Annotated in this window: 22 protein-coding genes, 1 tRNA gene and 1 rRNA gene; 6 read left to right on the top strand and 18 right to left on the bottom strand. The window is 30.2% G+C overall.

The genetic code is table 11. The annotated features are described in order from the left end of the window. Nucleotide 1 precedes the first annotated feature (1 nt). The 9 genes from tgt to FDT66_RS12500 all read right to left on the bottom strand — a co-directional run bounded on the left by tgt (nt 2) and on the right by FDT66_RS12500 (nt 10,638). Nucleotides 2–1,132, bottom strand: a complete 1,131-nt coding sequence (tgt, locus tag FDT66_RS12540) for a tRNA guanosine(34) transglycosylase Tgt (RefSeq protein ID WP_138537072.1) — start codon at nt 1,130–1,132, stop codon at nt 2–4. 61 nt (nt 1,133–1,193) lie between these two features. Next, complete coding sequence (gene rluF, locus FDT66_RS12535; RefSeq protein WP_138537070.1) at nt 1,194–2,087, bottom strand: 23S rRNA pseudouridine(2604) synthase RluF; 894 nt, start codon at nt 2,085–2,087, stop codon at nt 1,194–1,196. A 35-nt stretch (nt 2,088–2,122) separates the two neighbouring features. Beyond that, nucleotides 2,123–2,725, bottom strand: a complete 603-nt coding sequence (locus FDT66_RS12530) for an alpha-ketoglutarate-dependent dioxygenase AlkB family protein (protein ID WP_138537068.1) — start codon at nt 2,723–2,725, stop codon at nt 2,123–2,125. A gap of 47 nt (nt 2,726–2,772) precedes the next feature. After that, nucleotides 2,773–3,987, bottom strand: coding sequence for a M24 family metallopeptidase (locus FDT66_RS12525; RefSeq protein WP_138537066.1), 1,215 nt, complete (start codon nt 3,985–3,987; stop codon nt 2,773–2,775). Between the two features lie 3 nt (nt 3,988–3,990). Continuing rightward, complete coding sequence (locus FDT66_RS12520; RefSeq protein ID WP_138537064.1) at nt 3,991–5,238, bottom strand: NAD(P)/FAD-dependent oxidoreductase; 1,248 nt, start codon at nt 5,236–5,238, stop codon at nt 3,991–3,993. Between the two features lies 1 nt (nt 5,239). Next, nucleotides 5,240–6,250, bottom strand: coding sequence for a 4-hydroxyproline epimerase (locus tag FDT66_RS12515; RefSeq protein WP_138537062.1), 1,011 nt, complete (start codon nt 6,248–6,250; stop codon nt 5,240–5,242). Further along, complete coding sequence (locus FDT66_RS12510; protein WP_138537060.1) at nt 6,243–7,967, bottom strand: DUF885 domain-containing protein; 1,725 nt, start codon at nt 7,965–7,967, stop codon at nt 6,243–6,245. Before FDT66_RS12510 ends, FDT66_RS12515 begins: the two co-directional genes overlap by 8 nt. A 3-nt stretch (nt 7,968–7,970) precedes the next feature. Beyond that, a complete protein-coding gene (locus FDT66_RS12505; protein ID WP_138537058.1) occupies nt 7,971–9,554 on the bottom strand; it encodes an aldehyde dehydrogenase (NADP(+)) in 1,584 nt (527 codons plus the stop codon). 127 nt (nt 9,555–9,681) lie between these two features. Beyond that, on the bottom strand, nt 9,682–10,638 hold the full coding sequence (locus FDT66_RS12500; RefSeq protein WP_138537057.1) for a dihydrodipicolinate synthase family protein: 957 nt from the start codon (nt 10,636–10,638) through the stop codon (nt 9,682–9,684). Between the two features lie 155 nt (nt 10,639–10,793). Between FDT66_RS12500 and FDT66_RS12495 the strand changes: the two genes are divergently transcribed. Then, entirely contained in the window at nt 10,794–11,639 is an 846-nt protein-coding gene (locus tag FDT66_RS12495; RefSeq protein ID WP_138537055.1) for an AraC family transcriptional regulator, read from the top strand. 11 nt (nt 11,640–11,650) lie between these two features. Here the strand turns inward: FDT66_RS12495 and FDT66_RS12490 are convergent, their stop codons facing one another. Then, a complete protein-coding gene (locus tag FDT66_RS12490; protein ID WP_138537053.1) occupies nt 11,651–12,526 on the bottom strand; it encodes an MBL fold metallo-hydrolase in 876 nt (291 codons plus the stop codon). A 197-nt stretch (nt 12,527–12,723) separates the two neighbouring features. Here FDT66_RS12490 and FDT66_RS12485 point away from each other — a divergent pair. Then, nucleotides 12,724–12,796: transfer RNA gene (locus tag FDT66_RS12485), tRNA-Gly, on the top strand. Nucleotides 12,797–12,911: 115 nt separating this feature from the next. On the opposite strand, the gene FDT66_RS12480 is transcribed toward FDT66_RS12485, so the two are convergent. Beyond that, entirely contained in the window at nt 12,912–13,556 is a 645-nt protein-coding gene (locus FDT66_RS12480; protein WP_246034871.1) for a rhomboid family intramembrane serine protease, read from the bottom strand. A gap of 96 nt (nt 13,557–13,652) precedes the next feature. Between FDT66_RS12480 and FDT66_RS12475 the strand changes: the two genes are divergently transcribed. Then, nucleotides 13,653–14,543, top strand: coding sequence for a lysophospholipid acyltransferase family protein (locus FDT66_RS12475; protein WP_138537049.1), 891 nt, complete (start codon nt 13,653–13,655; stop codon nt 14,541–14,543). An 11-nt stretch (nt 14,544–14,554) separates the two neighbouring features. Here the strand turns inward: FDT66_RS12475 and FDT66_RS12470 are convergent, their stop codons facing one another. The 3 genes from FDT66_RS12470 to glmM are packed head-to-tail and all read right to left on the bottom strand — an operon-like array spanning nt 14,555 to nt 18,253. Beyond that, on the bottom strand, nt 14,555–16,021 hold the full coding sequence (locus tag FDT66_RS12470; protein ID WP_138537047.1) for an aminotransferase class V-fold PLP-dependent enzyme: 1,467 nt from the start codon (nt 16,019–16,021) through the stop codon (nt 14,555–14,557). 10 nt (nt 16,022–16,031) lie between these two features. After that, nucleotides 16,032–16,859: a hypothetical protein gene (locus FDT66_RS12465; RefSeq protein ID WP_171032384.1), complete on the bottom strand. Its 828-nt coding sequence runs from the start codon at nt 16,857–16,859 to the stop codon at nt 16,032–16,034. 2 nt (nt 16,860–16,861) lie between these two features. Continuing rightward, complete coding sequence (gene glmM / locus FDT66_RS12460; RefSeq protein WP_138537044.1) at nt 16,862–18,253, bottom strand: phosphoglucosamine mutase; 1,392 nt, start codon at nt 18,251–18,253, stop codon at nt 16,862–16,864. 175 nt (nt 18,254–18,428) lie between these two features. Here glmM and FDT66_RS12455 point away from each other — a divergent pair, with 175 nt between their 5' ends. Continuing rightward, nucleotides 18,429–19,232: a DUF6090 family protein gene (locus FDT66_RS12455; RefSeq protein WP_138537043.1), complete on the top strand. Its 804-nt coding sequence runs from the start codon at nt 18,429–18,431 to the stop codon at nt 19,230–19,232. 83 nt (nt 19,233–19,315) lie between these two features. On the opposite strand, the gene rpsA is transcribed toward FDT66_RS12455, so the two are convergent. Then, complete coding sequence (gene rpsA / locus FDT66_RS12450; protein WP_138537041.1) at nt 19,316–21,160, bottom strand: 30S ribosomal protein S1; 1,845 nt, start codon at nt 21,158–21,160, stop codon at nt 19,316–19,318. 216 nt (nt 21,161–21,376) lie between these two features. Here rpsA and FDT66_RS12445 point away from each other — a divergent pair, with 216 nt between their 5' ends. Beyond that, nucleotides 21,377–21,829: a RidA family protein gene (locus tag FDT66_RS12445; RefSeq protein ID WP_138537039.1), complete on the top strand. Its 453-nt coding sequence runs from the start codon at nt 21,377–21,379 to the stop codon at nt 21,827–21,829. 1 nt (nt 21,830) lies between these two features. Then, nucleotides 21,831–22,460 (top strand): 7-carboxy-7-deazaguanine synthase QueE, encoded by a 630-nt coding sequence (locus FDT66_RS12440; protein ID WP_138537037.1) that lies wholly within the window; start codon nt 21,831–21,833, stop codon nt 22,458–22,460. A gap of 96 nt (nt 22,461–22,556) precedes the next feature. Here FDT66_RS12440 and cmk read toward each other — a convergent pair whose 3' ends face one another. From cmk to rrf, 3 genes are all read right to left on the bottom strand, one after another. Continuing rightward, the gene (gene cmk, locus FDT66_RS12435) at nt 22,557–23,255 is read right to left on the bottom strand and encodes a (d)CMP kinase (protein ID WP_138537035.1); all 699 of its coding nucleotides are present in this window, start codon (nt 23,253–23,255) and stop codon (nt 22,557–22,559) included. A gap of 5 nt (nt 23,256–23,260) precedes the next feature. Then, entirely contained in the window at nt 23,261–24,289 is a 1,029-nt protein-coding gene (gene porQ, locus FDT66_RS12430; RefSeq protein ID WP_138537033.1) for a type IX secretion system protein PorQ, read from the bottom strand. A 170-nt stretch (nt 24,290–24,459) separates the two neighbouring features. Further along, a 5S ribosomal RNA gene (gene rrf / locus FDT66_RS12425) occupies nt 24,460–24,569 on the bottom strand. Between the last annotated feature and the right edge of the window lie 125 nt (nt 24,570–24,694).

Genomic DNA, 24,694 nt, shown 5'->3' with positions numbered 1-24,694 from the left:
TTTAAAGTCTATTGTCCATTTGTTTTACCATTTTGTCTTTCCACTCTCTAAAATCTCCAGCTAAAATATGTTTTCTAGCTTCACGTGTTAACCAAACATAAAAACCTAAATTATGTATTGAGGCAATTTGTTTACCTAACATTTCTTTTGCTACAAATAAATGACGTAAATAGGCTTTAGAGTATAATAAATCTACATGAGTTATTCCCATTTCATCAATTGGAGAGAAATCGTCCTCCCATTTTTTATTTTTAATATTTATTGAACCATGTGCCGTAAATAACATACCATTTCTAGCATTTCTAGTTGGCATTACACAGTCAAACATATCTATACCCAAAGCAATATTTTCTAAAATATTAATAGGTGTACCAACACCCATTAAATATCTTGGTTTTTCTTCTGGTAAAATTTCTGTTACAACTTCTGTCATTGCATACATTTCTTCTGCAGGTTCACCTACAGAAAGTCCTCCAATTGCATTTGCTTGTTGACCAGAATTTGCAATATATTCTGCAGATTGCCTTCTCAAGTCTTTATAAGTACTCCCTTGTACAATTGGCATAAATGTTTGTTCAAAACCATATTTAAAAGGTAATTTTTCTAAATGGTTTATACATCTATCCAACCATCTATGTGTCATATGCATAGAACGTTTTGCATAATTGTATTCACAAGGATATGGTGTACACTCATCAAATGCCATAATAATATCTGCACCAATTGTGCGTTGTGTTTCCATGACATTTTCCGGTGTAAAAAAATGCATAGAACCATCTATATGACTTTTAAATTTTACACCTTCTTCATTAATTTTTCTTCTACCAGAAAGTGAATATACTTGGTAACCTCCAGAATCAGTTAAAATATTTCTATCCCAATTCATAAACTTATGCAAACCTCCTGCTTTTTCTAAAATATCTAAACCTGGTCTTAAATAAAGGTGATAGGTATTTCCTAAAATAATATCTGGATTTACTTGTTCTTTTAGTTCTGTTTGATGAACTCCTTTTACGGTTCCTACAGTTCCTACAGGCATAAATATTGGAGTTTCTATTACTCCATGATCAGTAGTAATAACTCCTGCTCTAGCCTTGCTTTTTGGGTCGGTAATTTTTAAATCGAATGTCATTATTGGCAAATATACTATTATTGTAAGAAGTGAAAGACTAAAAGATTCTTAAAGATGAATCCTAAAATCTTCTTTTCTTTTTTGATGAAAAAGAACTATTTTTTTTCTTATTTTTTGGGGAAGATTTTCTAAAAGAAGCACTTTTTCTGTTAAAATCATTTTTAGAAGGTGCCAATTTTCTTTTTGGTTTAGATGCTTTTGGAACGGTTTTAACCTTAGACGCTTCTTCTGTTTTAGAAGATGTTGAAATCATTGTATTGATTTCTTTCATTTCTTCGTCTGTTAATTCTCGCCAATCTCCAGTTTGCAAATAACCCAACTCAACATTCATAATTCGAGTTCGTTTTAGCTTGGTCACTTCGTAACCTAAATACTCACACATTCTGCGAATTTGACGATTTAAACCTTGCGTTAATACAATTTTAAAGATTTTATCTGCTACTTTTTCTACAAAACATTTTTGTGTTACAGTTCCTAAAATTGGGATTCCATTCCCCATTTTATCTATGAAGTCTGGAGTAATAGATTTGTTTACAGTAACAAAATATTCTTTTTCATGATTGTTTCCTGCTCTCAAAATTTTGTTTACAATATCACCATCATTTGTCAAGAAAATTAAACCTTCTGAAGGTTTATCCAAACGACCTATTGGAAACAATCTTTCAGGATAATTAATGTGTTTTACAATGTTATTGGGTTCTCTATCATCTGTTGTAGAAACAATTCCTACAGGTTTGTTTAAGGCAATATATAGCGTTTTATTTTTGGGTGTAACCAATCTACCATCTAATTTTACCACGTCTTTTTTACCAACTCTATTGCCCAATTGCGTAGGTTTTCCGTTGATGGTGACTCTACCTTCATTAATAAATTTTTCAGCTTCTCTTCTAGAACAAATTCCTGAAGAGCTGATGTATTTATTAAGGTTTATGGTTTGTTGATTGTTGTTTTCCAAGGATAAATTATTTGACTACAAAAGTAAAGATTACATTACAATTCTATGGTTCTAAAAGTTAAATTTATTCTTGGTGTAAAAACCTTTTTTGTGGGTGGTAATCTGTGTAGCCAATTGGTTTGTGTAAATTCTTTCATAACTAACAAACTTCCTCTTTCTAAAACAATATCTACACGTTGTTTTGTCTCTTTATGTTTAAAAGAAAATTTACGTTCAGCACCCAAAGAAAGTGAAGCAATAGCTCCGTTTTTCTTTAACATTTTTTCTCCATCTGAATGATATGCCATACCTTCTTCTCCTGAATGATATAAGTTTAGTAAGCATGAATTGTAGGTCTCACCACTTTCTTTTTCTACAATGTTTTTAAGTACTAAAAGTTCTTTGGTAAAGATATTTGCTGTTTTGGTAATACCAGAATATTTATAAGAGAATTCTGACGCTCCATACCAAGCTACTTTACGTTTGGTGATTATTTTTTTACCAAAAATGATGGCTTCGTCATTTTTCCAATCAATGGTTTCTAGCAACTTTTGGTAGAAAAAATCACACTGATTTTTATCTAAAATAATTCCATGATAATTGGTAACGCCATCAAATGGAAGTATGTTTTTTATTTTTTCTGAAGAGAATAAATCCATTGCATAAAAATACAATTAATCTTTTATCTTGACAGGAAATAGCCAACCTAAACTCCAAAAGGATTTTCGATAGAATGTGCAGGTTTTGTAAACCATTTTGCACCATTTTCTGTCATATAAATATGATCTTCTAAACGAACACCAAATTTATTTGGAACACATATCATAGGTTCGTTGCTAAAGGTCATTCCAACTTCTAATGCTGTAGTATTTCCTCTTAAAATGTAAGGATATTCGTGTATTTGAAGTCCAATTCCATGACCTGTTCTATGTGGCAAACCTGGTAATTTATAATCTGGACCTAAATTGTGTTTTTCTAAAATTTTTCTTGAAGCATCGTCTATAGACCCACAAATGTTTCCTAAAATTGAAGCATCAAAAGCGGCTTGTTGTGTTTCTTTTTCTATGTTCCAAATAGTACGTTGTAACTCATTAGCTTCACCAAAAATATAGGTTCTTGTAATATCAGAAATGTAGTCGTACAACTGACACCCTGTATCAACTAAAACAATATCATTTTTTCCTAAATTCTTCGGATTTTTTACACCATGAGGAAATGAAGAATCTACACCAAAAAGCACAATACAAAAGTAAGATCCAGAAGAAACTCCGTATTTTTTATGCGCTTCGTGAATAAAGTTTTCTACCTCTTTGGTTGTAATTCCTACCCTTAAAATTCTTGCTGCTGCTTTTTGAACTTCTAATGTAATGTCCATTACATGTTGTATAATTGCAATTTCTGCGGATGATTTTATCATTCTACATTCAGAAATTAAATTGGTAGCAGTAGTAATTTTTATGGATTGCTTTTGCTTTAGTAATTCTTCTAAAATTGAAAACGGAGTCATTTCATCTAACTGAATTTCACCTTCTGTAACGTTATTTTCTTTTAAAATTTTGAAAAATAATTCTTGCGGATTTTCGTGCTCTTCCCAACCATGAATTTTGCCTTCTATTTCAAGAAAATCTTGAATGGTTCCTATTTCAAATACTGGAGCGATGTAATGCACTTCTTCATTTGGTAATACAATAGCACCAACCATTCTTTCACTTGCATTCCAATGTGTGCCTGTAAAATATAATAAATTTGCACCTGCATTTAAGTACATTGCTTTTACATTGTTTAGCTTCATTAGCTTACAAACTTTTTGTATTCTTTGCTTGTATTCTTCTTTTTGAATAGGTTGTACTGTATTAGCTAATGGCTTAATTTTAGCTAGTTCTATTTCTGGAGTAGAACCTCCAATTCCGAATTTGTTCATGTTTTAAAACTTTCTATCTGGGTGAAATGATGCAATGTCTAAAGATAATTTTTTATCAGCAATAATTTCTGAAACCAATTTACCTGTTGCAGGACCTAAACTCCAACCCATCATTGCATGACCTGTTGCAACTGTTAAATTTTTACAAGAATTTGACTTTCCAATATAAGGTAATCCATCAGGAGAACAAGGTCTTAACCCACATGTTGCGTTTTCTTTTTCTTGATTAGAAATTGTAACATTTTGGTAATAGTTTTGTGCGGCGTTTGCAATAGCATCAACTCGTTTCGAGTTTATGGTATTATTAATTCCTGAAATTTCCATAGTTCCTGCAAAGCGTGTGAAACCTTCCATAGGAGTTACCGCTACTTTTGCCTCACATAAAATGGCTGGAATGGTAATATTTGTATTGTTTTTCACATTAATACTATAGCCTTTTCCTGCTTGAATTGGTGTTTTTAACCCTAATTTTTTTGTGATTTGTGGGCTCCAACTTCCTGCTGCTAAAACCACCTCATCTACTTCTATTTCTCTTTTATCTGTTACTATTTTAGTAATTTTTTCTGATGAAACATCTAAATCTGTTACTGTTTCATTTTTATAAAATACAACTCCGTTTTTTTCTAAATATGAAATCATTTCTTTCATAAATACACCTGGAGTCATGTGTGCATCTGAATGATAATATACACCTCCTTTAATATTTAAGTTGGTGTTAGGTTGCAATTGCTCTACTTCATTTGCAGATAAATGTTCGACTTTTAGTCCTTGCTGAATTCCTTTTTTACCAACTTCCCATTCTTCTTCGCCCACTTTATCAGATTTATATAACATTAATAACCCTTTATGATCATAATGAAAATTGAAATCGTTTGATTTTTTTAAATCTTCATATAAATCTCGTCCTAATAAATTAATGTCTAAAATAGGCTGAATGGCTTTTTCCACTTTTGCTTTTGTTGCAGATTTTTTAAATGCCAAACTCCATTTTAAAAAATCGATATCTAATCTTGGTTTTACGTAAAAAGGACTTGAAGCATTAAACATCCATTTGATGCCTTTTGTAATCATTCCTGGTGCAGCTAAAGGAATAAAATGGCTTGGAGTGATATACCCAGCGTTTACATAAGACGCTCCAGAATCCATGTTAGATTTATCTATTACTGTTACATTATACCCTTCTTTTTGAAGATAATACGCTGTGGAAACACCAATAATTCCACCACCAATAACAACTATATTTTTACTCATATTAAATTACTTGAAAACCATGTGCGTAAGGATCATCTTCATCATCAATAATAATCGTATTATATCCATAAATTTTAGCCCAACCTTTTACACTTGGTATAATTGCAGGTTTACCATTCAACGTAGTTGCTTCTTCTACTTTACCTGTAAATTTAGAACCAATAAAGCTTTCATGAATAAATTCTTCTCCAACATTTAATTTACCTTTTGCATATAATTGTGCTAATCTTGCAGAAGTTCCTGTGCCACATGGACTTCTATCAATTGCTTTATCTCCATAAAAAACCGCATTTCTTCCAGAAGAAGTTGGGTCTAGAGGATCTCCTGTCCACAACATGTGAGAAACATCTCTAATCGTATCATTTTCTGGATGAATAAATAAATTAGGATATTTTAAATTAATATTCTCTCTTACAATCTGTGAATATTGAACAATTTTTGCAGCGGTAAAATTATGAACTCCTCCAAAATTTTTTTGTGGATCTACAATTGCATAAAAGTTTCCTCCGTAAGCAACATCAAAAGTTAATTCTCCTAATTCTGGACAATTTACCGTTAAATTTTCTGCAGCTAAATAGCTTTTTACATTAACCAGCTTTACCCAATCTACTTTTTTACCTGTTTGTTGGTATTCGATTTCTACCAAACCTGCAGGTGCTTCCATCTTTATTTTTCCAGGAATTTTTGGGGTTACCAAACCTTCTTCTATAGCAATAGTAATAGTTCCAATTGTACCATGACCACACATTGGCAAACAGCCAGAAGTTTCAATAAATAAAATGGAAAAATCGTTTTCTGGATTGTGAGGTGGAAATAAAATAGAACCACTCATCATGTCATGACCTCGTGGTTCAAACATTAATCCTTTTCGAATCCAATCATACTCTTTTAAAAAATGCTGGCGCTTTTCGCTCATATTTTTGCCCACTAAATTAGGGGCTCCACCAGCAACAACTCTTACAGGGTTTCCACACGTATGTGCATCCACACAAAAAAAAGTTTTTTTACTCATTTAATGTTTGCTTTATGTAATTGTTTACACGATTTTCTAGAATAGCTAAAGTTACTGTTCCTGCTCCTAAAATAACTTCATGAAATTCTCTTATGTCAAATTTTTCTTTTAATTCATTTTCTGCTTGTTTACGTAATTCACGAATTTTAATCTCTCCTATTTTGTAAGAAATTGCTTGCCCAGGCCAAGTGATATACCTATCTGTTTCTGTAGTAACTTCATGAATTGACAGTGCTGTATTTGACGCCATATAATCTATTACTTGTTGTCTAGACCAACCTTTTGCATGTATTCCTGTATCTACCACCAATCTACAAGCACGCCACATTTCGTATGTATATTTACCAAATTTTTCATAAGGTGTTGTATAAATACCCATTTCATCTGCTAAAGATTCTGCATATAAACCCCAACCTTCTCCATAAGCCGATAAATATAAATTTCTTCTAAATTGTGGAATTTTGTCTTTTGGTAATTCGTTATTTAACGAGATTTGCAAATGATGTCCTGGAACTGCTTCATGAGCTGTTAAAGCAGGAATTGTATACAACGTTCTGCTTGGTAAATTGTAGGTGTTTACCCAATAAAAACCTGCAGTGGTTTCACTTCTGGAGCCAGAATATCTTCCTCCTGTATAATTAGGTGCAATTGCTGCTGGAACAGGAACAACACCATAGGGTTTTCGTGGTAATGTTTTAAAGTATTTTGGCAATTCTGCATCAATTCTTTTAGAAATATCTCTTGCAAACATTAATAGTTCTTTTGCTGTTTTTGGATAAAATTGTTCATCTGTTCTTAAAAACTGAACAAAATCTTCGAAAGAACCTTCAAAACCTAATTCGTCAATAATTTTTTGCATTTCTGCTTTAATACGAGCAACTTCTTTTAAGCCAATATTATGAATATCGTCTGCTGTATATTGTGTACTTGTAGTGTAAAAATTTATTCTATTTTGATAAAATGCTTTCCCATTTTTAATAGTTCCTACTCCTAACCCTTTTCTGGTGTTTGGAAAGTATTCTTCTTCAAAAAAAGTTTTTATTTTTTTATATTGATTGATTGCATTCTTTTGAACACTAACATTTGCAACCGCCAAAACAGAATCTTTAAATGCTTCTGATAAATTTTCGGGTAAATTTATAAATGGTTTGTAAAAATCACTTTTTGTAATGTCTGAAACAATATGCTTATCATACGTAAAAGCATAGTTTGGATATGCTTGTTTTGGTTGTGAGATACCTGCTTCTACTCCAGCTTTTAAAATACTTAAATTGTAATCAATTTTTTCTGGTAAGTTTTCTAACTGTTGTAAATAGTCTTTTACTTCTTCTTTGTTTTTTAATGTTTTATCACCCATATTTCCTAAATTCAAATGAAAAGCAATTTCATTTGTCATAGGATTTAGGTGCATTTTGTATGTGTTTCTATCTATTTTATCTTGTAAAACAAATAGTAGTAAATCTCTTGAAATCTTTTCGTTTTCAGATAAACCTATAGTTTCAACTTGCTGTAATTCATCAATTAACTTTTGAGCATTTTCTGCTTCTAATTGATGAAATTTATTGGTGTTTTCTAAAGATGTATAGGGATCAAAATCGTAGTCAATTTTTGTTTCGTACTTAGAAATAATCTTCGTTAAAACTTCGCTTGACGATTCATCTTTACAGGATAAAAATCCAAAAAATAAAAAGATTGCAAGAAATTTATAACTATCCATATGTTAAATTTTATTTGTTGTTGATTTTCCATCTACAATTCTTAAAATTCCCAATGGATTTTCGTTTTTAAGTGCTGCTGGTAACAATTCGTTTGGCCAGTCTTGAAAACTAAAAGGTCTTACAAATCGTTTGATTGAATCTACTCCTACTGCAGTAAATCTACTATCTGTAGAGGCTGGGTAAGGACCACCATGCAACATAGAAGGACAAACCTCTACACCTGTTGGAACTCCATTAAAAATAATACGACCTACTCTATTTTCTAATTCGTGAATTACATCAACATAATTACTAATTTCGTTATCATCAGAAATTACAGTTCCTGTTAATTGACCTTCTAATTTAGAAGTTATTTCCTTTAATTCTGCTTCGTTTTCACATTGAACCACTAAAGAATATGGGCCAAAAACTTCATGATGTAACGTTTCGTTTTCTAAAAAAGTTTTCCCTTCTACAGTAGTAACTACTTGTTTCGCGAAGTTAGGTTGCACATTTTCTGAACGTTCAGCTAAAACGTCAATTCCGTTTTGAGATAGAGCTTTTTCTTTATTTTTTTCGTAAGCTCCTGCAATATTTGGATGTAGCATACAAGAAGGTTCTATGTTCACAATTTCTTCTGCTAATGTATTTACAAAATTGGTTAGTCCTGCTGATTTTATGGCTAAAATTAAACCAGGATTTGTACAGAATTGTCCAGTTCCTAAAGTGATAGATCCTGCATAGGTTTTTGCAATGTCTGATGCTCTATTTTCTAACGCTTTTGGTAAAATAACCACAGGATTTATACTTCCCATTTCTGCGAAAACCGGAATTGGTTCGTCTCTTTTTGCTGCCAAATCATACAATGCTCTTCCTCCATTTAAACTTCCTGTAAATGCAACTGCTTTTACGTTTGGATTTTGAGCTAATTCTTGTCCTACTTCAATTCCACTACTATTTAAATTTGAAAAAACGCCATTGGGCATTCCTGTTTTTTCTGCTGCTTTTATAATTGCTGAAGAAACTAATTCTCCAGTTCCTGCATGCATTGGATGTGATTTTACAATTACAGGACAACCTGCTGCTAAAGCTGCTGCAGTATCTCCGCCAGCTGTAGAAAATGCCAATGGAAAATTAGAAGCTCCAAAAACCACGACTGGTCCTAAAGAAACGTTCATTTTTCTTAAATCTACTTTTGGCAATGGCTCACGATCTGGCTGTGCAGTATCTATAGTAGCTTCTACCCAATTCCCCTCTTCTACATGATTTGCAAATGCTCGTAATTGACCCAAAGTTCTACCTCTTTCTCCTGCTGCTCTTCCTGCTGGCAAACCACTTTCTAAACAATAAACGTTTAGCAGCTCTTCACCTAAATTTTCTATTTCTGTGGCTATTGCTCTTAAAAATTCAGCTTTTTTTGCACCAGAAACTTTAGAATAGGCTTTAAAAGCATTTGCTGCCAATTCACAAGCCTTATTTACATCTGCAGAAGTTGCCTCTGTAAAAATCCACTCATTTTCTGTATTTTTTTGCGGATTAAAAGTTTTAAATGTTTTGTTTCCGTTTGCTGTTGTTGTATTTCCTATATAGTTTTTTCCTGTAATCATAATTACTTATTTTCTTTATGTTTTATTTCAAATTTAATCATTTGTAAACTATTTTTTTGATGATAGATCTTTAGCAATAATACTTTAAATAGAAAAAGCTTTTTCCATTTTTGAGTATTTGAAAGGATTAACTTATTAAGTCTAAAGCTTCAAGTCTTTCTTTTGCTAAAATATATCTTGCATTCACATCATCAATTTGCTGTTGCGTTAATTTTTTACCAAAAGTACGTAGTCCTCCTGCAACATCATTATGATGTATTCCCATAGCTAGTTTAAGATATTCCATAAGTAATGGCTGAGCATCTAGATATGATAAAGAATTTAAAGCCTGAGAAATTTTATTTGCCTCAGCCCAATTTCCATTTACAACATATTCTTGCATAGTAACACTTGCTTTTGGGAAGATAGTACCTACACCTGTAATTCCACCACTTGCTCCAGCAAGTCCTGCAAAAACAGTTACTGTATCTACTCCTGCCAATACTTTTAAATCTTTGTTCTCTAACATCAAGGTTTCAATAATAGAAACATCTATAGTTGATATTTTTAGAGCTGTTACTTTAGGAAGTACAGAAAGTTTAAGAAGAAGGTCAGTTGAGAGTGGATGATAACCAGCTGCATCAGGATTGTTATAAGGCATCATTGTTACACCAACATCTTTTGCAGTTGCTTCTGCAAGTGCATAATATTCGTACATTTCTTTTTCAGATGGAACTGCCTTTGTTTTTGGTGGCATCACCATAACTGTATCAACTCCAACTGTTGCAAGTCCTTCAACGATTTTAGCAAGTTCTTCTTTGGTTTCTGCTGCAGCTCCACTAATTAATGGAACGTTATATTCTTTAGCAACCTCGGAAAGGGAATCAAGTAAAGAAAGACGCTGATTATTGCTCAAGTAGCTATTCTCACCTAAAGTACCAGAACCTACAAGTCCGCTCATTCTAGTTCCACCTTTTCCTTGAGTTTTTAAAATACCTGCGGCCTGTTTTTGTGTTGTATCAAAGTCTATTTCAAGAGTGCCAGATTTTGATTCTTTTAGCCATGTAAACACTGCAGGCATTACGCCATCCCATTGTGTACTCATAATTATTATAGTTTGTGTATTTGTAAATTATTTTTACAAATTTACATTAGAAATAAAAAGAGAAGTTAATCTTCTTTTATCCAAATAAGATACAATATTATCCATAAAATTATATAAAAAATATTTTATGGCTATTATTTGCATATATTTGTAAAGTGAAGATATTGCCATTTCAAATTCCAAAACCTAAAAACGATGCACTTGTTTTTCAAGAGAATATTGAATTTGCTTTTTACAACAAACTCCATCAGCATAAGGAGATTCAAATAAGTTTAATTGTAAAAGGTGAAGGAACTTTAATTGTTGGTGATACTATTAATAATTACAAAGCAGGAAATATTATTATTTTGGGTAGCAATTTACCACACGTTTTTGAAAGTTTAGAAAACTTTGCAGAAAAATCTCACATGATTACTCTTTTTTTTACAGAAGATTCTTTTGGTGAACATTTCTTTGAACTTCAAGAACTTAATGAAATAAACCTTTTTTTTAAACAAGCTAAACATGGCTTTAAAATAGTTTCTGATGAAAGTATCGCAAAACTATTTTTAAAGTTAAAAACAGCTACTAAATTAGAAAGATTCATCTCTTTATTACAAATCTTAAAAAAAACTGCTTCTTCAAATTATGAAAGTTTATCTTCTTTTATTTATGAAAAAAAATATACGAAAAATGAAGGAAATAGAATGCGAAATGTTTTTGAGTTTACAATGAATAACTTTTCCCACGAAATCACCCTTGATGAAGTTAGCCGAATTGCAAATATGACAAAAAATGCTTTTTGTAAGTATTTTAAAAAACGAACCAATAAAAGTTATTTCAGGTTTTTAAATGAGCTAAGAGTAGAAAACGCTAGTAAATTAATGATTTCAAATACCGATTTGACACTAGCGGAAATTGCTTACAAATCTGGCTTTAATAATATTTCTAATTTTAACAGACAGTTTAAAAACATAAAAAAAATGAATCCTTCTTCCTTTAAAAAAAATAAAAATTCATAGTTACTACATTACTATTCTTCTAAACTTTTATAAATAGCTGTTTTAATTCTTTCTTCGTTAATCCAACCACTAAACATATCATAACCTTTCGTTATTTCTTTATTTTTTAATACCTCCTCTAAAGATTTTTCTTTATTAATTTCTAATTGAATTTTATTTTTCAAATCAACTAACATGTTTTTGTACTCAATTAATTCTTTTCTATTCGAAACATTTCCATGTCCAGGTATTATTTTTGTATTTTCATCTGATAATAAAATAACTTTTTCTGCTGCTGCAATTACACCATTTACATTTCCACCAGAATTTAAATCTATATATGGAAATTTTCCTTGAAAATAAGTATCACCCATGTGCACTACATTGTTTGCTGTAAAATAAATAATTGCATCTCCATCTGTATGTGCATTATGAACATGTGAAATTAAAATATCATCGTTATTTATATGTAACATCATATTATCTGAAAAAGTAATTACTGGTAAAGCCTCTTTTGGTGAAGCTTTTTTAACTTTACCTCTTACTTGAGATTCTGTATTCATTCTTTTTCTAACATTTTCTTGAGCAATAATTAACGCACCTGCTTTTTGCATGTTTTCATTTCCTCCTGTATGATCTCCATGCCAATGAGAATTCACCAAATATTTTACTGGTTTTGTTGTGATTTTTTTAATTGCGCTTAATATTTTAGGTGTTAAAGGTGCAAACTGATCATCAATCATAAATACACTTTCCTCTCCAACAAAAAGCCCAATGTTACCTCCTTGACCTTTTAAAATATAAATACTTTCAGTCAATTTTTCTGTAGTAATTTTAACGTCATTTTTTTGAGAAAATGCTGAAAAGAAAACAAATAGCAATAAAAAAGAAAGGTGTAAATTTTTCATAATGTTTAGTAGTTTTAAATTTCTAAGATACAAAGTTTTATTAATCACATAAATGTATAAGTCTTTAAAATAATAATTATTAGACCACTATTTTTGCTAACTATTTCATTTTTAACGTTATTAAAAATATTATGTTTTTTCTTGAAAAAAACATTGTAGAAATAAAAAATGATTTTATATTTGCAGTCCTTTACCATGCGAAAGTAGCTCAGTTGGTAGAGCGTCAGCCTTCCAAGCTGAATGTCGCCAGTTCGAACCTGGTCTTTCGCTCAAAAAAACTCTGTTAGAAATAACAGAGTTTTTTTTATGCTAAAAATTTATTGAAAAATATTTGTCTAAACAGATAAAATTAGATTAACTCAAAAAAAATAAAAAAGCTTTTATGTTATATCTTTTTAAGTTTATCTCCAAAAATTAATAAAAGTAAAATTGGAATTGCCAATAAAACTACCATTAGTTTATTGACAAAAAACAAAGATGGAAACAATAGTAATGTTAAACCAAAACCTCCCATCAAACCGCCTAAATGAGCAGCATGTCCAATATTACCAACTTGTTTTTTCATTCCGTAAATGGAATATAATAAATAACCAATTCCGAAAATATAACCTGGTATTGGAATTGGAATAAATAGTAAATACAAACTCATATCTGGATATAACAATATCGAAGAATATATGATTCCTGATACTGCTCCAGAAGCTCCAACAGCACTGTAATAGGGTTCTTTTTTATGAAACATTAACGAATATAAACTTCCTGTTAACAAACTACCAAAGTAAATTATTAAAAAATATGGAGTACTTAACATGCCTGCAACTATACCTCCAAATAAATACAGAGCATACATATTAAAACCAAGATGAATCCAATCTACATGTAAAAAACCAGAAGTTAACATTCTAACTTTTTCACCAGATAAAATACTACCTACTTGAAATTTATATTTATTTAAAAAGGCATAATCATTAAAGCCTTTCATAGAAACTAAAACATTTGCTACGATTATTAACAAAACTGCTTGATTCATATTTCCTATCATATTACAAACATACTAAAAACCGATTACTAATATCTGTTTTCAATTTAAATTTATATACGATATTTGCAGTTCTAAAACTATATTATGCAGTTTATTGTATTTGCGATTACATATCCAATAATTTGGGTTTTATCTAAACTTCCTATGAGAATTTTATATATAAAATCTGACTTTTTTTTCTTTCTAATTTATTACGTTATTGGCTACAGAAAAAGTGTTGTGTTGGAAAATTTACAGCTTGCTTTTCCAGAAAAACCTGAACAAGAATTATTAAAAATTAGAAAAAAATTCTTTAAACATTTAATGGATTTGATGATGGAAAGCGTAAAAGCTTTTTCAATTTCTGAAAAAGAAATTTTAAAACGTTATAGATACAAAAATCCAGAGTTAGTAAATAAATTTACAAAACAAGGTAGAGATATTGCTTTGGTTGGTGCACATCAAGCAAACTGGGAATGGTCTACAAGTCTAGCAAAAGTAATAGATATAGATGTGTATGGTGCATATACCAAATTGAATAATAAATATTTTGAGAAATACGTAAGATCTTCTAGAGAAAAATTTGGTGTAAGAGGTTATAAAACTTCTGAAATGGTTAAGGGAATGCAAAAAAGATTTTCAGAAGACAAAAGAGGTGCTTATATTTTATTGAGTGATCAATCTCCACAACCTCATAAAACTTATTATTGGCGTGAATTTTTCAATATAAAAGTACCTGTGCATACAGGTGCAGAAATGCTTTCTAAAAGATTTGATTTGGTAGTAATAAACTACGTTGCAAAAAAAGTAAAAAGAGGTTATTATGAAATAGAGTTTCAACTAATAACTGAAACTCCAAAAGATTTTGAAGATTATAAAATTACCGATTTATATACTGAATTGACAGAAAAAAATATTTTAGCTCAACCCGAATATTATTTATGGTCTCACAAAAGATTTAAGCATAGAGATAAAGTACCTGCTGAGTTTAAATAAAATAAATAATATTACAAATTAAACCAATCATTTACCAACTGATGCTCAATTGGAGCAACAGATTTGTGGGCATAATCGTTTTTAATTGGATGATATTCGTAATCTTTTGACCAGTTTTCAATATTTTCAGAGAGTTCTTTTAATGCATTACAAACAAATTCTAGTTCTTTATTTGTAATTGTAGGATGAACTGATAAACGAACCCAACCTGGTTTTTCGGTATTACAGCCATGTAAAATTTGATCTTTAATTCTGTTGGAAGTTTCTTGATCTACATTTAATAAAAAATGTCCGTAAGTTCCTGCACAAGAACAGCCTCCTCTTGTTTGAATTCCAAAACGATCGTTTAATAATTTTACCACTAAATTAAAATGATACTTTTCAAAATAAAAAGAAAAAATACTCAATCTTTCTTTATGATTTGGTGCTAATATTTTTACTCCATCAAGACTCTCTAAAGTTTTAAAAATAACTTTATTAATTTCATCTTCTCTTTTCTTAATATTTTCAACACCCATTTGTTCTTTCAACTGAATTGCTAAAGCAACTCTTATCGTTTGCAAAAAAGCAGGTGTACCACCATCTTCTCTAATTTCTACATCATCAAAATAATCATGTTCTCCCCAAGGATTTGTATAACTTACAGTTCCACCTCCAGGATTGTCTGGAATGGTGTTTTTGTATAGTTTCTTATTAAAAATTAAAACTCCTGATGAACCTGGACCACCTAAAAATTTATGTGGAGAAAAGAAAATTGCATCTAAGTATTCATCTTCTTCTGATGGATGCATATTAATATCAACATAAGGTGCACAACAAGCAAAATCTACAAAACATAAACCATTATAACTGTGAATTAATTTTGCAACTTTATGATAGGCTGTTTTTATTCCTGTAACATTTGAACAAGACGTTATAGATGCAATTTTTATAGTACGATGTTCGTGTTTTTTAATGCATTTTTCAAAACTTTCTAAACACACCAAACCTTCATCATTACAAGGTACTACTTCTACATCTGCAATGGTTTCTAACCAAGATGTTTGGTTCGAATGATGTTCCATATGAGAAACAAAAACGATAGGTCTTATTTCTTCTGGAATAGTGGTATGGTCTTTTAAATTTTCTGAAACTTTTAAACCTAAAATACGTTGAAACTTATTTACAACTCCTGTCATTCCAGATCCTGACGTAATTAATACATCATTATCATTAGCGTTTACATGACGTTTGATGATTTTTCTTGCTTCGTGATAAGCCAATGTCATTGCAGCTCCTGATGTAGAGGTTTCAGTGTGTGTATTTGCAACAAAAGGCCCAAATTTATAGAGCATTTTTTCTTCAATTGGAAGGTATAGTCTTCCACTTGCAGTCCAATCTGTGTAAATTAAATCTTGTTCTCCATAAGGCGATTTAAATTTTTGATTGATACCTACAATGTTTTTTCTAAACTGACTAAAATACTTTTCTAAATCCATTACTTTGATTTTAAATATTGAATTTTGCTCCGAATACAATTGTTTTTTGAAAAAATGTAAAACTTTGTGAAGCTTTGTCTTCTGTGTTCTCTGTGGTTCTTATATTCGGCATTTTTATATAGCCATACTTTAAATCTGATTGTACAAAAAAGTATTTAAAAAATGTTAAATTTAAACCTGCTCCTGCCGAAATTCCCCAACCAGAAACATGAAATTCATCCCATCGTTTTTGATTAAAAAGCTTTGAGTTTGTTCTTGGAAATAATACACCTGCTCCAAAACCTTCTGTAATGTTTAATTGGAAATCTTTATGATTTATTCCAATGAAATGCCCAATTTCATCAAACCTTTTTAATTCTACATTTACATAATTTAAACCATCTGTATGTTCAAATCGTAAAAAATCGTGTGTAAGTTGAATGTCATCATTATTATAAACTCCGTCAAAAGGAGTTCCTGCATTTATTTCACCATTAATTTTTACGTTTTGATATGATTCAACTACATATTTCATATGATCAACTCCAACTGAAATGGTATAATTATCACTAAGAAAATAACCCACTCTTACATTTGTTTGAGGTAGTGTTATTTTGGTTGGATGAAAATAATCAAAAGTAAAATCTGTAGGCCTATCTTTTGCTCTTACATCTTGTAATGTAAAATCGTAATTATTTCCTTGAAATCGAATGTCAGAATTTGAAAAACTTGCTCTGTTCCATCCCCAATAAAAAAATAATTTTCCTTTATTTGATGTTTTTTTCACTTCTTTTTCTTGTGATAAAAAGGTTAGAGAAGTTAGTAAAAAAACGATAAAAATTAAATTTGTTTTCAACATTTCTAAGCTATAATTTCTTTAATTTCATTTATGAAACGAACTGCTAAATCGTCAGCTGCTTGTTGTGATTTTGCTTCTGTATAAATTCTTATAATTGGTTCTGTATTCGATTTTCTTAAATGAATCCATTCTTCTGGAAAATCAATTTTTACACCATCTATTGTATTTACATCTTCATTTGCGTATTTAGATGCCATGGTTTCTAAAATCTTGTCAACATTAATTTCTGGTGTTAATTGAATTTTATTTTTACTCATAAAATAGCTTGGATAAGAATCTCTTAATTCTTTGCAAGACATGTTATGATTTGCTAAATGTGATAAAAACAAAGCAACACCCACTAAAGAATCACGACCATAATGTGAAGCTGGGTAAATGATTCCTCCATTTCCTTCTCCTCCAATTACAGTATTGGTTTCTTTCATTTTAATTACCACGTTTACTTCTCCAACTGCAGAGGCTGTATATGTTCCTCCATGCTTTTCTGTAATATCTCTTAAGGCTCTTGAAGACGACAGGTTGGAAACTGTATTTCCTCCTCCTAATTTTCCTAAAACATAATCTGCACAAGCAACTAAAGTATATTCTTCTCCAAACATAGAACCATCTTCGCAAATTAATGCCAAACGATCTACATCTGGGTCTACCACAATTCCAAAATCAGCTTTTTCTTTTACAACTAATTCAGAAATATCTGTTAAATGCTCTTTTAACGGTTCTGGATTGTGAGGAAATTGTCCATTTGGTGTACAATATAATTCAACACATTCAACATTTAATTCTTTTAATAGTGCAGGTATAAAAACACCACCTGTAGAATTTACACCATCTACAACTACTTTAAAGTTTGCTTTTTTAATCGCCTCTACATCTACTAACTCTAAGTTTAAAACTTCTTTTATATGTTTTTCTAAATAAGAATTGTTTTTTGTGTAAGTACCTAAGTCATCAACTTCTGCAAATTCAAAATCTTCACTTTCAGCTAATTCAAGAATTTTTTCTCCTTCAGCTCCATTTAAAAACTCACCTTTTTCGCTTAATAATTTTAACGCATTCCATTGTTTAGGATTATGAGATGCTGTTAAGATAATACCTCCATCTGCATTCTCTAAAGGCACTGCAACTTCTACTGTTGGTGTGGTTGATAGTCCTAAATCAACAACATCAATTCCTAAACCAACTAATGTATTGGCAACCAAACTCGAAATCATTTTTCCGGAAATACGAGCATCTCTACCAATAACAACTTTAATATTTTTTTTATTACTGTTTCTGTTTTTTATAAAAGCGCCATAAGCTGATGCAAATTTTACAGCGTCTATTGGTGTTAAATTATTGGCTGTTTCTCCTCCAATGGTTCCTCTAATTCCTGATATAGATTTAATTAATGTCATTAATATGTGTTTTTTAAGAATTACAAAGATAATTTTATTTGATGGGATGCTGAAATATTTTTGAAGATGATAATTATTAATTGTAAGTTTATAAAAATCAATAATTTGTAAAATTTACAGATACATATAAACTGAAAAACACCTAACAAACTCTCAATTATTAAATTTAAAAATTATGATTCATATTTTTAGAAAAGTTAGACATCACTTAATACATAATAATAAATTTAAGAAATATGCTCTGTATGCTTTAGGTGAAATTGCCTTGGTAATGATTGGTATTTTACTGGCATTACAGTTTAACAACTGGAATCAAGAAAAAGAAAACACAAAGAAAGAAGAATGGTATTTAATAAATGTTGTTGAAGATATTGAGTATCAAAAAGGAGCTTTAAAAGATCAAATTAAAGATTATGAATACAGTATAAATGTAGCCAACAAGCTTTTAAATGATTATAATCGATTAAAGAGTTTTATTAAAATTGATAGCTTAAACGAAAAATTGAACATTTTAACTTTTACACATAATTTTCCAAATACAAACAATACATATCAAGAATTGGTTTCTTCTGGACAACAATCTTTAATTAAAAATAAAGAGTTAAGCCTTGAGTTGATTGATTTTTATCTTTTCTGTGAAGATAATTTTATTGAAGTCAAAAATAATAATGATAACCTATATTTTAAAGAAGTGTATCCAATATTAAATACTTTATCTCAAAACAATCGTTCTTTTGATGAATTTAGCAAGCAAGAAATTACAATTGATAATGATATAATTATTAATGACTATTTGAAAGAAGAATTACAAAAACCAGCAAATATTTTAGCGTTGTTAAACGCTTTAAAAACACAAACAACTATCCAAAAAATTCATTTAGACATTGCTAAAGAAACTTTAGAAGGTGGTATTGGTTTAACTGCAATAATTGATAAATATTTAGGGCTAACTTACGAAGACGTAAATCATTATGATTAATTTTTAATGCATAAAAAAAGCCGATACAATTTGTATCGGCTTTTAGATATTTTAAATTTTAGCTTTTTACTAAAAGAGAAAAATTACTTTTTCTTCTTTTTTGCACCAGCTTCCATTTTTTCTTTAAGAGCAGCTAAACCACCAATATCTCCTAATGTAGTTTTTTCTACATCTGCAGATTTTTTAGCAGCAGCTTTAATATTTCTCTTTTCTTCTTCTTTAAAAATTGAAGTATGAGAAACAACTACTCTTCTGTATTCTTTAGAAAATTCCATTACAATAAAATCTACTGTATCTCCTTTTTCTAATTTAGAACCGTCTTCTTTTTCTAAGAAACGTGTTGGTGCAAAACCTTCAACGCCATCAGCAAAAGTAACTACAGCTCCTTTATCATTCTTTTCTTTAATAGTACCTTCGTGAGTAGAACCTATTGTATAAGTAGCTTCATGTGCATCCCAAGGATTATCTTGAGTTTGCTTATGACCTAAGTTTAATTTTCTGTTCTCTACATCTAATTCTAATACTTGTACTTCTAATTTGTCACCAACAGTTACAAAATCTGATGGGTGCTTAATTTTCTTAGTCCAAGATAAGTCAGAAATGTATACTAAACCATCAATACCTTCTTCTAACTCTACAAAAACACCAAAGTTTGTGTAATTTCTTACAGTACCAGTGTGAGTAGATCCTACAGGGTATTTAGTTGTAATATCTGTCCAAGGATCTGGATGTAATTGCTTCATACCAAGAGACATTTTACGGTCTTCTCTATCTAAAGTTAACACTTGAGCCTCTACTTTATCACCAACTTTTACGAAATCTTGTGCAGAACGTAAGTGAGTTGACCAAGACATTTCAGATACGTGAATTAACCCTTCTACACCTTGCTCTACTTCAACAAATGCACCATAGTCAGCAATTACTACAACTTCACCAGTTACTTTATCTCCAACTTTTAAGTCGTTATCTAAAGCTTCCCAAGGATGAGCTGATAATTGTTTTAAACCTAATTGAATTCTAGATTTGTTATCATCAAAGTCTAAAATTACAACGTTTAATTTTTGATCTAACTCAACAACCTCATTAGGGTGATTGATTCTAGACCAAGATAAATCTGTAATATGTACTAAACCATCTACACCACCTAAATCTACGAACACACCATAAGAAGTAATGTTTTTAACAACACCTTCTAATACTTGTCCTTTTTCTAGTTGACCAATGATTTCTTTTTTCTGTAATTCAATATCAGCCTCGATTAATGCTTTATGAGAAACTACAACGTTTTTAAATTCGTGGTTGATTTTTACAACTTTAAACTCCATTGTTTTTTCTACATACTGGTCGTAATCTCTAATTGGCTTTACATCAATTTGAGAACCTGGTAAAAATGCTTCAATTCCGAAAACATCTACAATCATACCACCACGAGTTCTACACTTCACAAAACCGTTTACTACTTCACCAGTTTCGTGAGCATTGTTTACTCTTTCCCAAGCTTTAATTACTCTTGCTTTTTTGTGAGATAATACTAACTGACCAGAAGAATCTTCTCTTTTATCAACTAATACTTCAACAGTATCTCCTTCTTTTAAACTTTGGTTGTAACGAAATTCGTTTAAAGAAATAACTCCTTCAGATTTAGAATTGATATCGATAATTGCATCTCTATCTGTAATTCTGATTACAGTTCCTTCAATAACATCACGTTCATTTACGAAACCTACAGTTCCTTCCAACGCTTTTTCAAAATCTTGTAATTTTTGTTCATCTACAGCCTCAATACCTTGTTCGTATTTGTGCCAGTTAAAATCAGCTAAAAATTGTTTTGGATCTTGTTTTTCTTCAACAACTGGAGCAGTTGCTTCTGTTTTCTGTACTTCAGTAGCTTCTACTTGCTCTTCAGTGTTTTTTGTTTCTTCAGACATTTCTGAAAATAAAATTTGTATCTTGCTGTTATTCAGATTTTTAACGATAAAAACGACAAGAGATGTTTTTATAAATTTTTATTTTATATTCCTTTTATAAATCTGTTCTCGTAAAAAGGAGTGCAAATTTACAAAATTCATTTGATTTTTAAGTACTTACAACCAAAATAATTTACATTAATTGTTTTTATATTTGTGATTGAAAATCAAAACTTTATGAAAAATATTATAAAAATTTTATTTCTTCTTTTATTAGTAATAAATATTTCGTGCAAAAACAATTCAAAAACAATAGTAAAACACCACAAATCTCATGAAAAAAGCAGACAAAACACACCTTTTTCTGATGCTGTTCAAGTTGGTAATTTATTTTTTTTAACAGGGCAAATTGGCAAAAATCATAAAACAGGCAAAATAGCGGAAGGTGGTATAGAAGCCGAAACTAAGCAAACCATCAAAAATATTCAGGCTGTTCTTAAACATCACAACTTAACATTAAATGATGTTGTAAAATGTACTGTAATTTTAGCAAATATTGATGATTTTAATAAAATGAATACAATTTATCGAACTTTTTTTACTGATAATTTACCTGCAAGAACTACCTTTGCAGCCGATTTAGTTGGTGGCGCAAATATTGAAATTGAAGTTATTGCCGCAAAGAAGTAAGATGGATAAAAAGACGCAAGATTTAGTAGACAAAGGAATTATGCTTCCATTAATGGAAGAATTTTATACAATACAAGGTGAAGGATCACATACAGGAACAGCTGCTTATTTTATAAGAGTTGGTGGTTGTGATGTGGGTTGCCATTGGTGCGATGTAAAAGAAAGTTGGAATGCAGATTTACACCCACCAACACTAGCAGATACAATTGTACAAAATGTAAAAAAGCACGCAAATACGGTTGTAATTACTGGAGGTGAGCCGTTAATGTGGTCTATGGATTATATTACAAAATTGCTTCAAGAAAACCATATAAAAACACATATTGAAACATCTGGTGCGTATTCTTTCTCTGGAAAATGGGATTGGTTTTGTCTTTCGCCAAAAAAAACAAAACTGCCTTTAAGTGAAAATTACAGAGAGGCAGATGAATTAAAAATGATTATCCACAATAAATCAGACTTTGATTTTGCGGAACAGGAAGCTGCTAAAGTGGGTAAAAAATGTCAACTTTTTTTACAGCCAGAATGGAGTAAAAAAGAAAAAATGACTGAGGAAATTGTAAATTATGTTATGAAAAACCCAAAGTGGAAAATTTCATTACAAACACATAAGTATTTAAACATTCCTTAAATTTTTGTTTGAAGCTTTTTCCTGCTTTTCACTGTATCTTTTTGCTAAAAAAGCAAAAAGGATGTCGTTTCAATCAGGGCTATACCTGTTTGTAAACTATTTTATTTCTTTAAGTTTGTTATCAATTAAAGTACAAATTTCTTTAAACTGTTCTTCAATACCCATATTCGAATTATCAAATTCAATTGCATCATCAGCTTTTATTAAAGGAGAATCATCTCTTGTAGAATCTATTCTATCTCTTTCTTTTACATTTAAAAGAATATCTTCATAAGAAATTTTATCACCTCTATCTATCAATTCCTTATAACGTCTTTTCGCTCTTTTTTCTGCTGAAGCAGTCATAAATAATTTTAAATCTGCATTTGGAAAAACAACAGTACCAATATCTCGTCCATCCATAATAACGCCTCCTTTTTTTCCCATTTCTTGCTGTTCAGAAACCAATTTTTTTCTTACTTCAGAAATTGCAGCAACTTTACTTACTAATTGTGAAATCTCTAATGTTCTTATTTCTTTTTCTACATTAACATTGTTTAAATACATTTCAGCAAATCCTAATTTTTCATTAAATTTAAATGAGAGAGAAATGTCTTTTAAAGAAGAAATGATTTTAGTTTCCTCTAAAAACCCCTTACCAACAAAATTATTTTGTTTTGCAAATAGAGTTACAGCTCTATACATTGCTCCTGTATCAACATAAATAAAATTATATTTTTTAGCAATTAATTTTGCTACGGTACTTTTTCCTGTTGATGAAAAACCATCAACAGCAATTGTTATATTATTATTCATAATAATTATCTTCTATCACTATTCAAATCTATCTCTAAACTAAACGTACTTGCATTTGCAGCAGAATGATATTTAGAATATGCATAATTAAATTTAAATCTATTCATTTTTATTCCAAACCCTATTGATATTCCGCTAAAAGTTCTAACATTTTGTAATTTTAACTCTGCAGCTCTTCTAAAATTATACCCTACTCGTAAATTAATAAGACTTTCTGGAAATAATTCCGCACCAATAACAAAGTGTCTGAGGGCATTATCCAAGAAACCAATATTTTCATTAGTTACATTTCCTTCTAAATCTGTGGTTTGATTTGAAGGGTTTTCAACAGAAATATTCCATTGCTGTAAATTAGTTATTGTTCCATACCACTTTAAAGGTACATATTCTAATTGATACGAACCTCCAAGAGCTACAGAAAATGGAAGGCGTTCATTTTGTCCATTAAAAGATTTAATTTGTGTTCCTAAATTTCTTACAACTAAGGTGACAGAAAAGGGTTTATATGCACTGTAATAAAGTATACCAAAATCTGAAGCAATTCCAAAAGATGAAAAATTACTAATATTTGAATTAATAAATTTAATATTTGCTCCTAAAAAAAAATTAGTATAGGGGATATTATAAGAATATCCAATTGAAACTGCAATATCACTTGCATTAAAAGTACCTGTTTCATTTCCTTGTTCATCGGCTTCAATAAATGTTCCATAATTCAAGTATGAAATATTACTTTGTATAGTTCCAAAGCGTTTCGAAATTTCTCTTGCATAAGATACTGATCCAATATTTATACCAGCTAAATAACTAGAATAATTTACAGAAAGCTGATTATCTAAATTAGAATTAATAGTACTCGGGTTCCAAATTGGTTGATTTACGTCATCTAACAAAGTTAAAACTTCTCCTCCCAAAGCAACTTGTCTCGAAGAGGTAGCTAAATTCAAAAATTCATAAACATTCTCTCCTCCAATTTGTGCTTTCAAATTAAATGAAAAAAAAACAAAGAAAAAAAAACTAATAAATAATTTCATATTTGTAAATAAACGAAGTATAAAGCTAATAACGAAAATTAAGATAAATATTTTACAAAATAATTTTTACTTTATTAAAATTTATAAATAAAATAATTATAGATTAAATAAAAAAGCCTCATATCTTTTGATATGAGGCTTATAGATACTGAAATAGATTCAGTATTTAAGAAAGGCAGCGACCTACTCTCCCACATAAATGCAGTACCATCGGCGCTATTAGGCTTAACTTCTCTGTTCGAGATGGGAAGAGGTGAGCCCTAATGCTATAACCACCCTAAAATTTTCAGTTAAAATATAACTGTAAAAGTTGACATATGGTAAAATAATATGATAAAAATCAAAACAAAAAAAAGAGTTTCTCTCCCGTTATTACTAACGGGAGAAGCGTACATAAGTCTATGG

It is taken from the genome of Polaribacter aestuariivivens (genome assembly GCF_005885675.1).
Classification (GTDB): Bacteria; Bacteroidota; Bacteroidia; order Flavobacteriales; family Flavobacteriaceae; genus Polaribacter; species Polaribacter aestuariivivens.
The sequence above is the reverse complement of the archived record's forward strand: the minus strand, read 5'-3'. Positions and strand labels throughout refer to the sequence as shown.

Bases quoted from the DNA above. Each gene is read 5' to 3' on its own strand.
- tgt (WP_138537072.1), bottom strand. From the start codon at position 1,132: ATGACATTCGATTTAAAAATTACCGACCCAAAAAGCAAGGCTAGAGCA.
- FDT66_RS12530 (WP_138537068.1), bottom strand. From the start codon at position 2,725: ATGGATTTATTCTCTTCAGAAAAAATAAAAAACATACTTCCATTTGAT.
- FDT66_RS12525 (WP_138537066.1), bottom strand. From the start codon at position 3,987: ATGAACAAATTCGGAATTGGAGGTTCTACTCCAGAAATAGAACTAGCT.
- FDT66_RS12520 (WP_138537064.1), bottom strand. From the start codon at position 5,238: ATGAGTAAAAATATAGTTGTTATTGGTGGTGGAATTATTGGTGTTTCC.
- FDT66_RS12515 (WP_138537062.1), bottom strand. From the start codon at position 6,250: ATGAGTAAAAAAACTTTTTTTTGTGTGGATGCACATACGTGTGGAAAC.
- FDT66_RS12510 (WP_138537060.1), bottom strand. From the start codon at position 7,967: ATGGATAGTTATAAATTTCTTGCAATCTTTTTATTTTTTGGATTTTTA.
- FDT66_RS12505 (WP_138537058.1), bottom strand. From the start codon at position 9,554: ATGATTACAGGAAAAAACTATATAGGAAATACAACAACAGCAAACGGA.
- FDT66_RS12500 (WP_138537057.1), bottom strand. From the start codon at position 10,638: ATGAGTACACAATGGGATGGCGTAATGCCTGCAGTGTTTACATGGCTA.
- FDT66_RS12490 (WP_138537053.1), bottom strand. From the start codon at position 12,526: ATGAAAAATTTACACCTTTCTTTTTTATTGCTATTTGTTTTCTTTTCA.
- FDT66_RS12480 (WP_246034871.1), bottom strand. From the start codon at position 13,556: ATGAATCAAGCAGTTTTGTTAATAATCGTAGCAAATGTTTTAGTTTCT.
- FDT66_RS12475 (WP_138537049.1), top strand. From the start codon at position 13,653: ATGCAGTTTATTGTATTTGCGATTACATATCCAATAATTTGGGTTTTA.
- FDT66_RS12470 (WP_138537047.1), bottom strand. From the start codon at position 16,021: ATGGATTTAGAAAAGTATTTTAGTCAGTTTAGAAAAAACATTGTAGGT.
- FDT66_RS12465 (WP_171032384.1), bottom strand. From the start codon at position 16,859: ATGTTGAAAACAAATTTAATTTTTATCGTTTTTTTACTAACTTCTCTA.
- glmM (WP_138537044.1), bottom strand. From the start codon at position 18,253: ATGACATTAATTAAATCTATATCAGGAATTAGAGGAACCATTGGAGGA.
- FDT66_RS12455 (WP_138537043.1), top strand. From the start codon at position 18,429: ATGATTCATATTTTTAGAAAAGTTAGACATCACTTAATACATAATAAT.
- rpsA (WP_138537041.1), bottom strand. From the start codon at position 21,160: ATGTCTGAAGAAACAAAAAACACTGAAGAGCAAGTAGAAGCTACTGAA.
- FDT66_RS12445 (WP_138537039.1), top strand. From the start codon at position 21,377: ATGAAAAATATTATAAAAATTTTATTTCTTCTTTTATTAGTAATAAAT.
- FDT66_RS12440 (WP_138537037.1), top strand. From the start codon at position 21,831: ATGGATAAAAAGACGCAAGATTTAGTAGACAAAGGAATTATGCTTCCA.
- cmk (WP_138537035.1), bottom strand. From the start codon at position 23,255: ATGAATAATAATATAACAATTGCTGTTGATGGTTTTTCATCAACAGGA.
- porQ (WP_138537033.1), bottom strand. From the start codon at position 24,289: ATGAAATTATTTATTAGTTTTTTTTTCTTTGTTTTTTTTTCATTTAAT.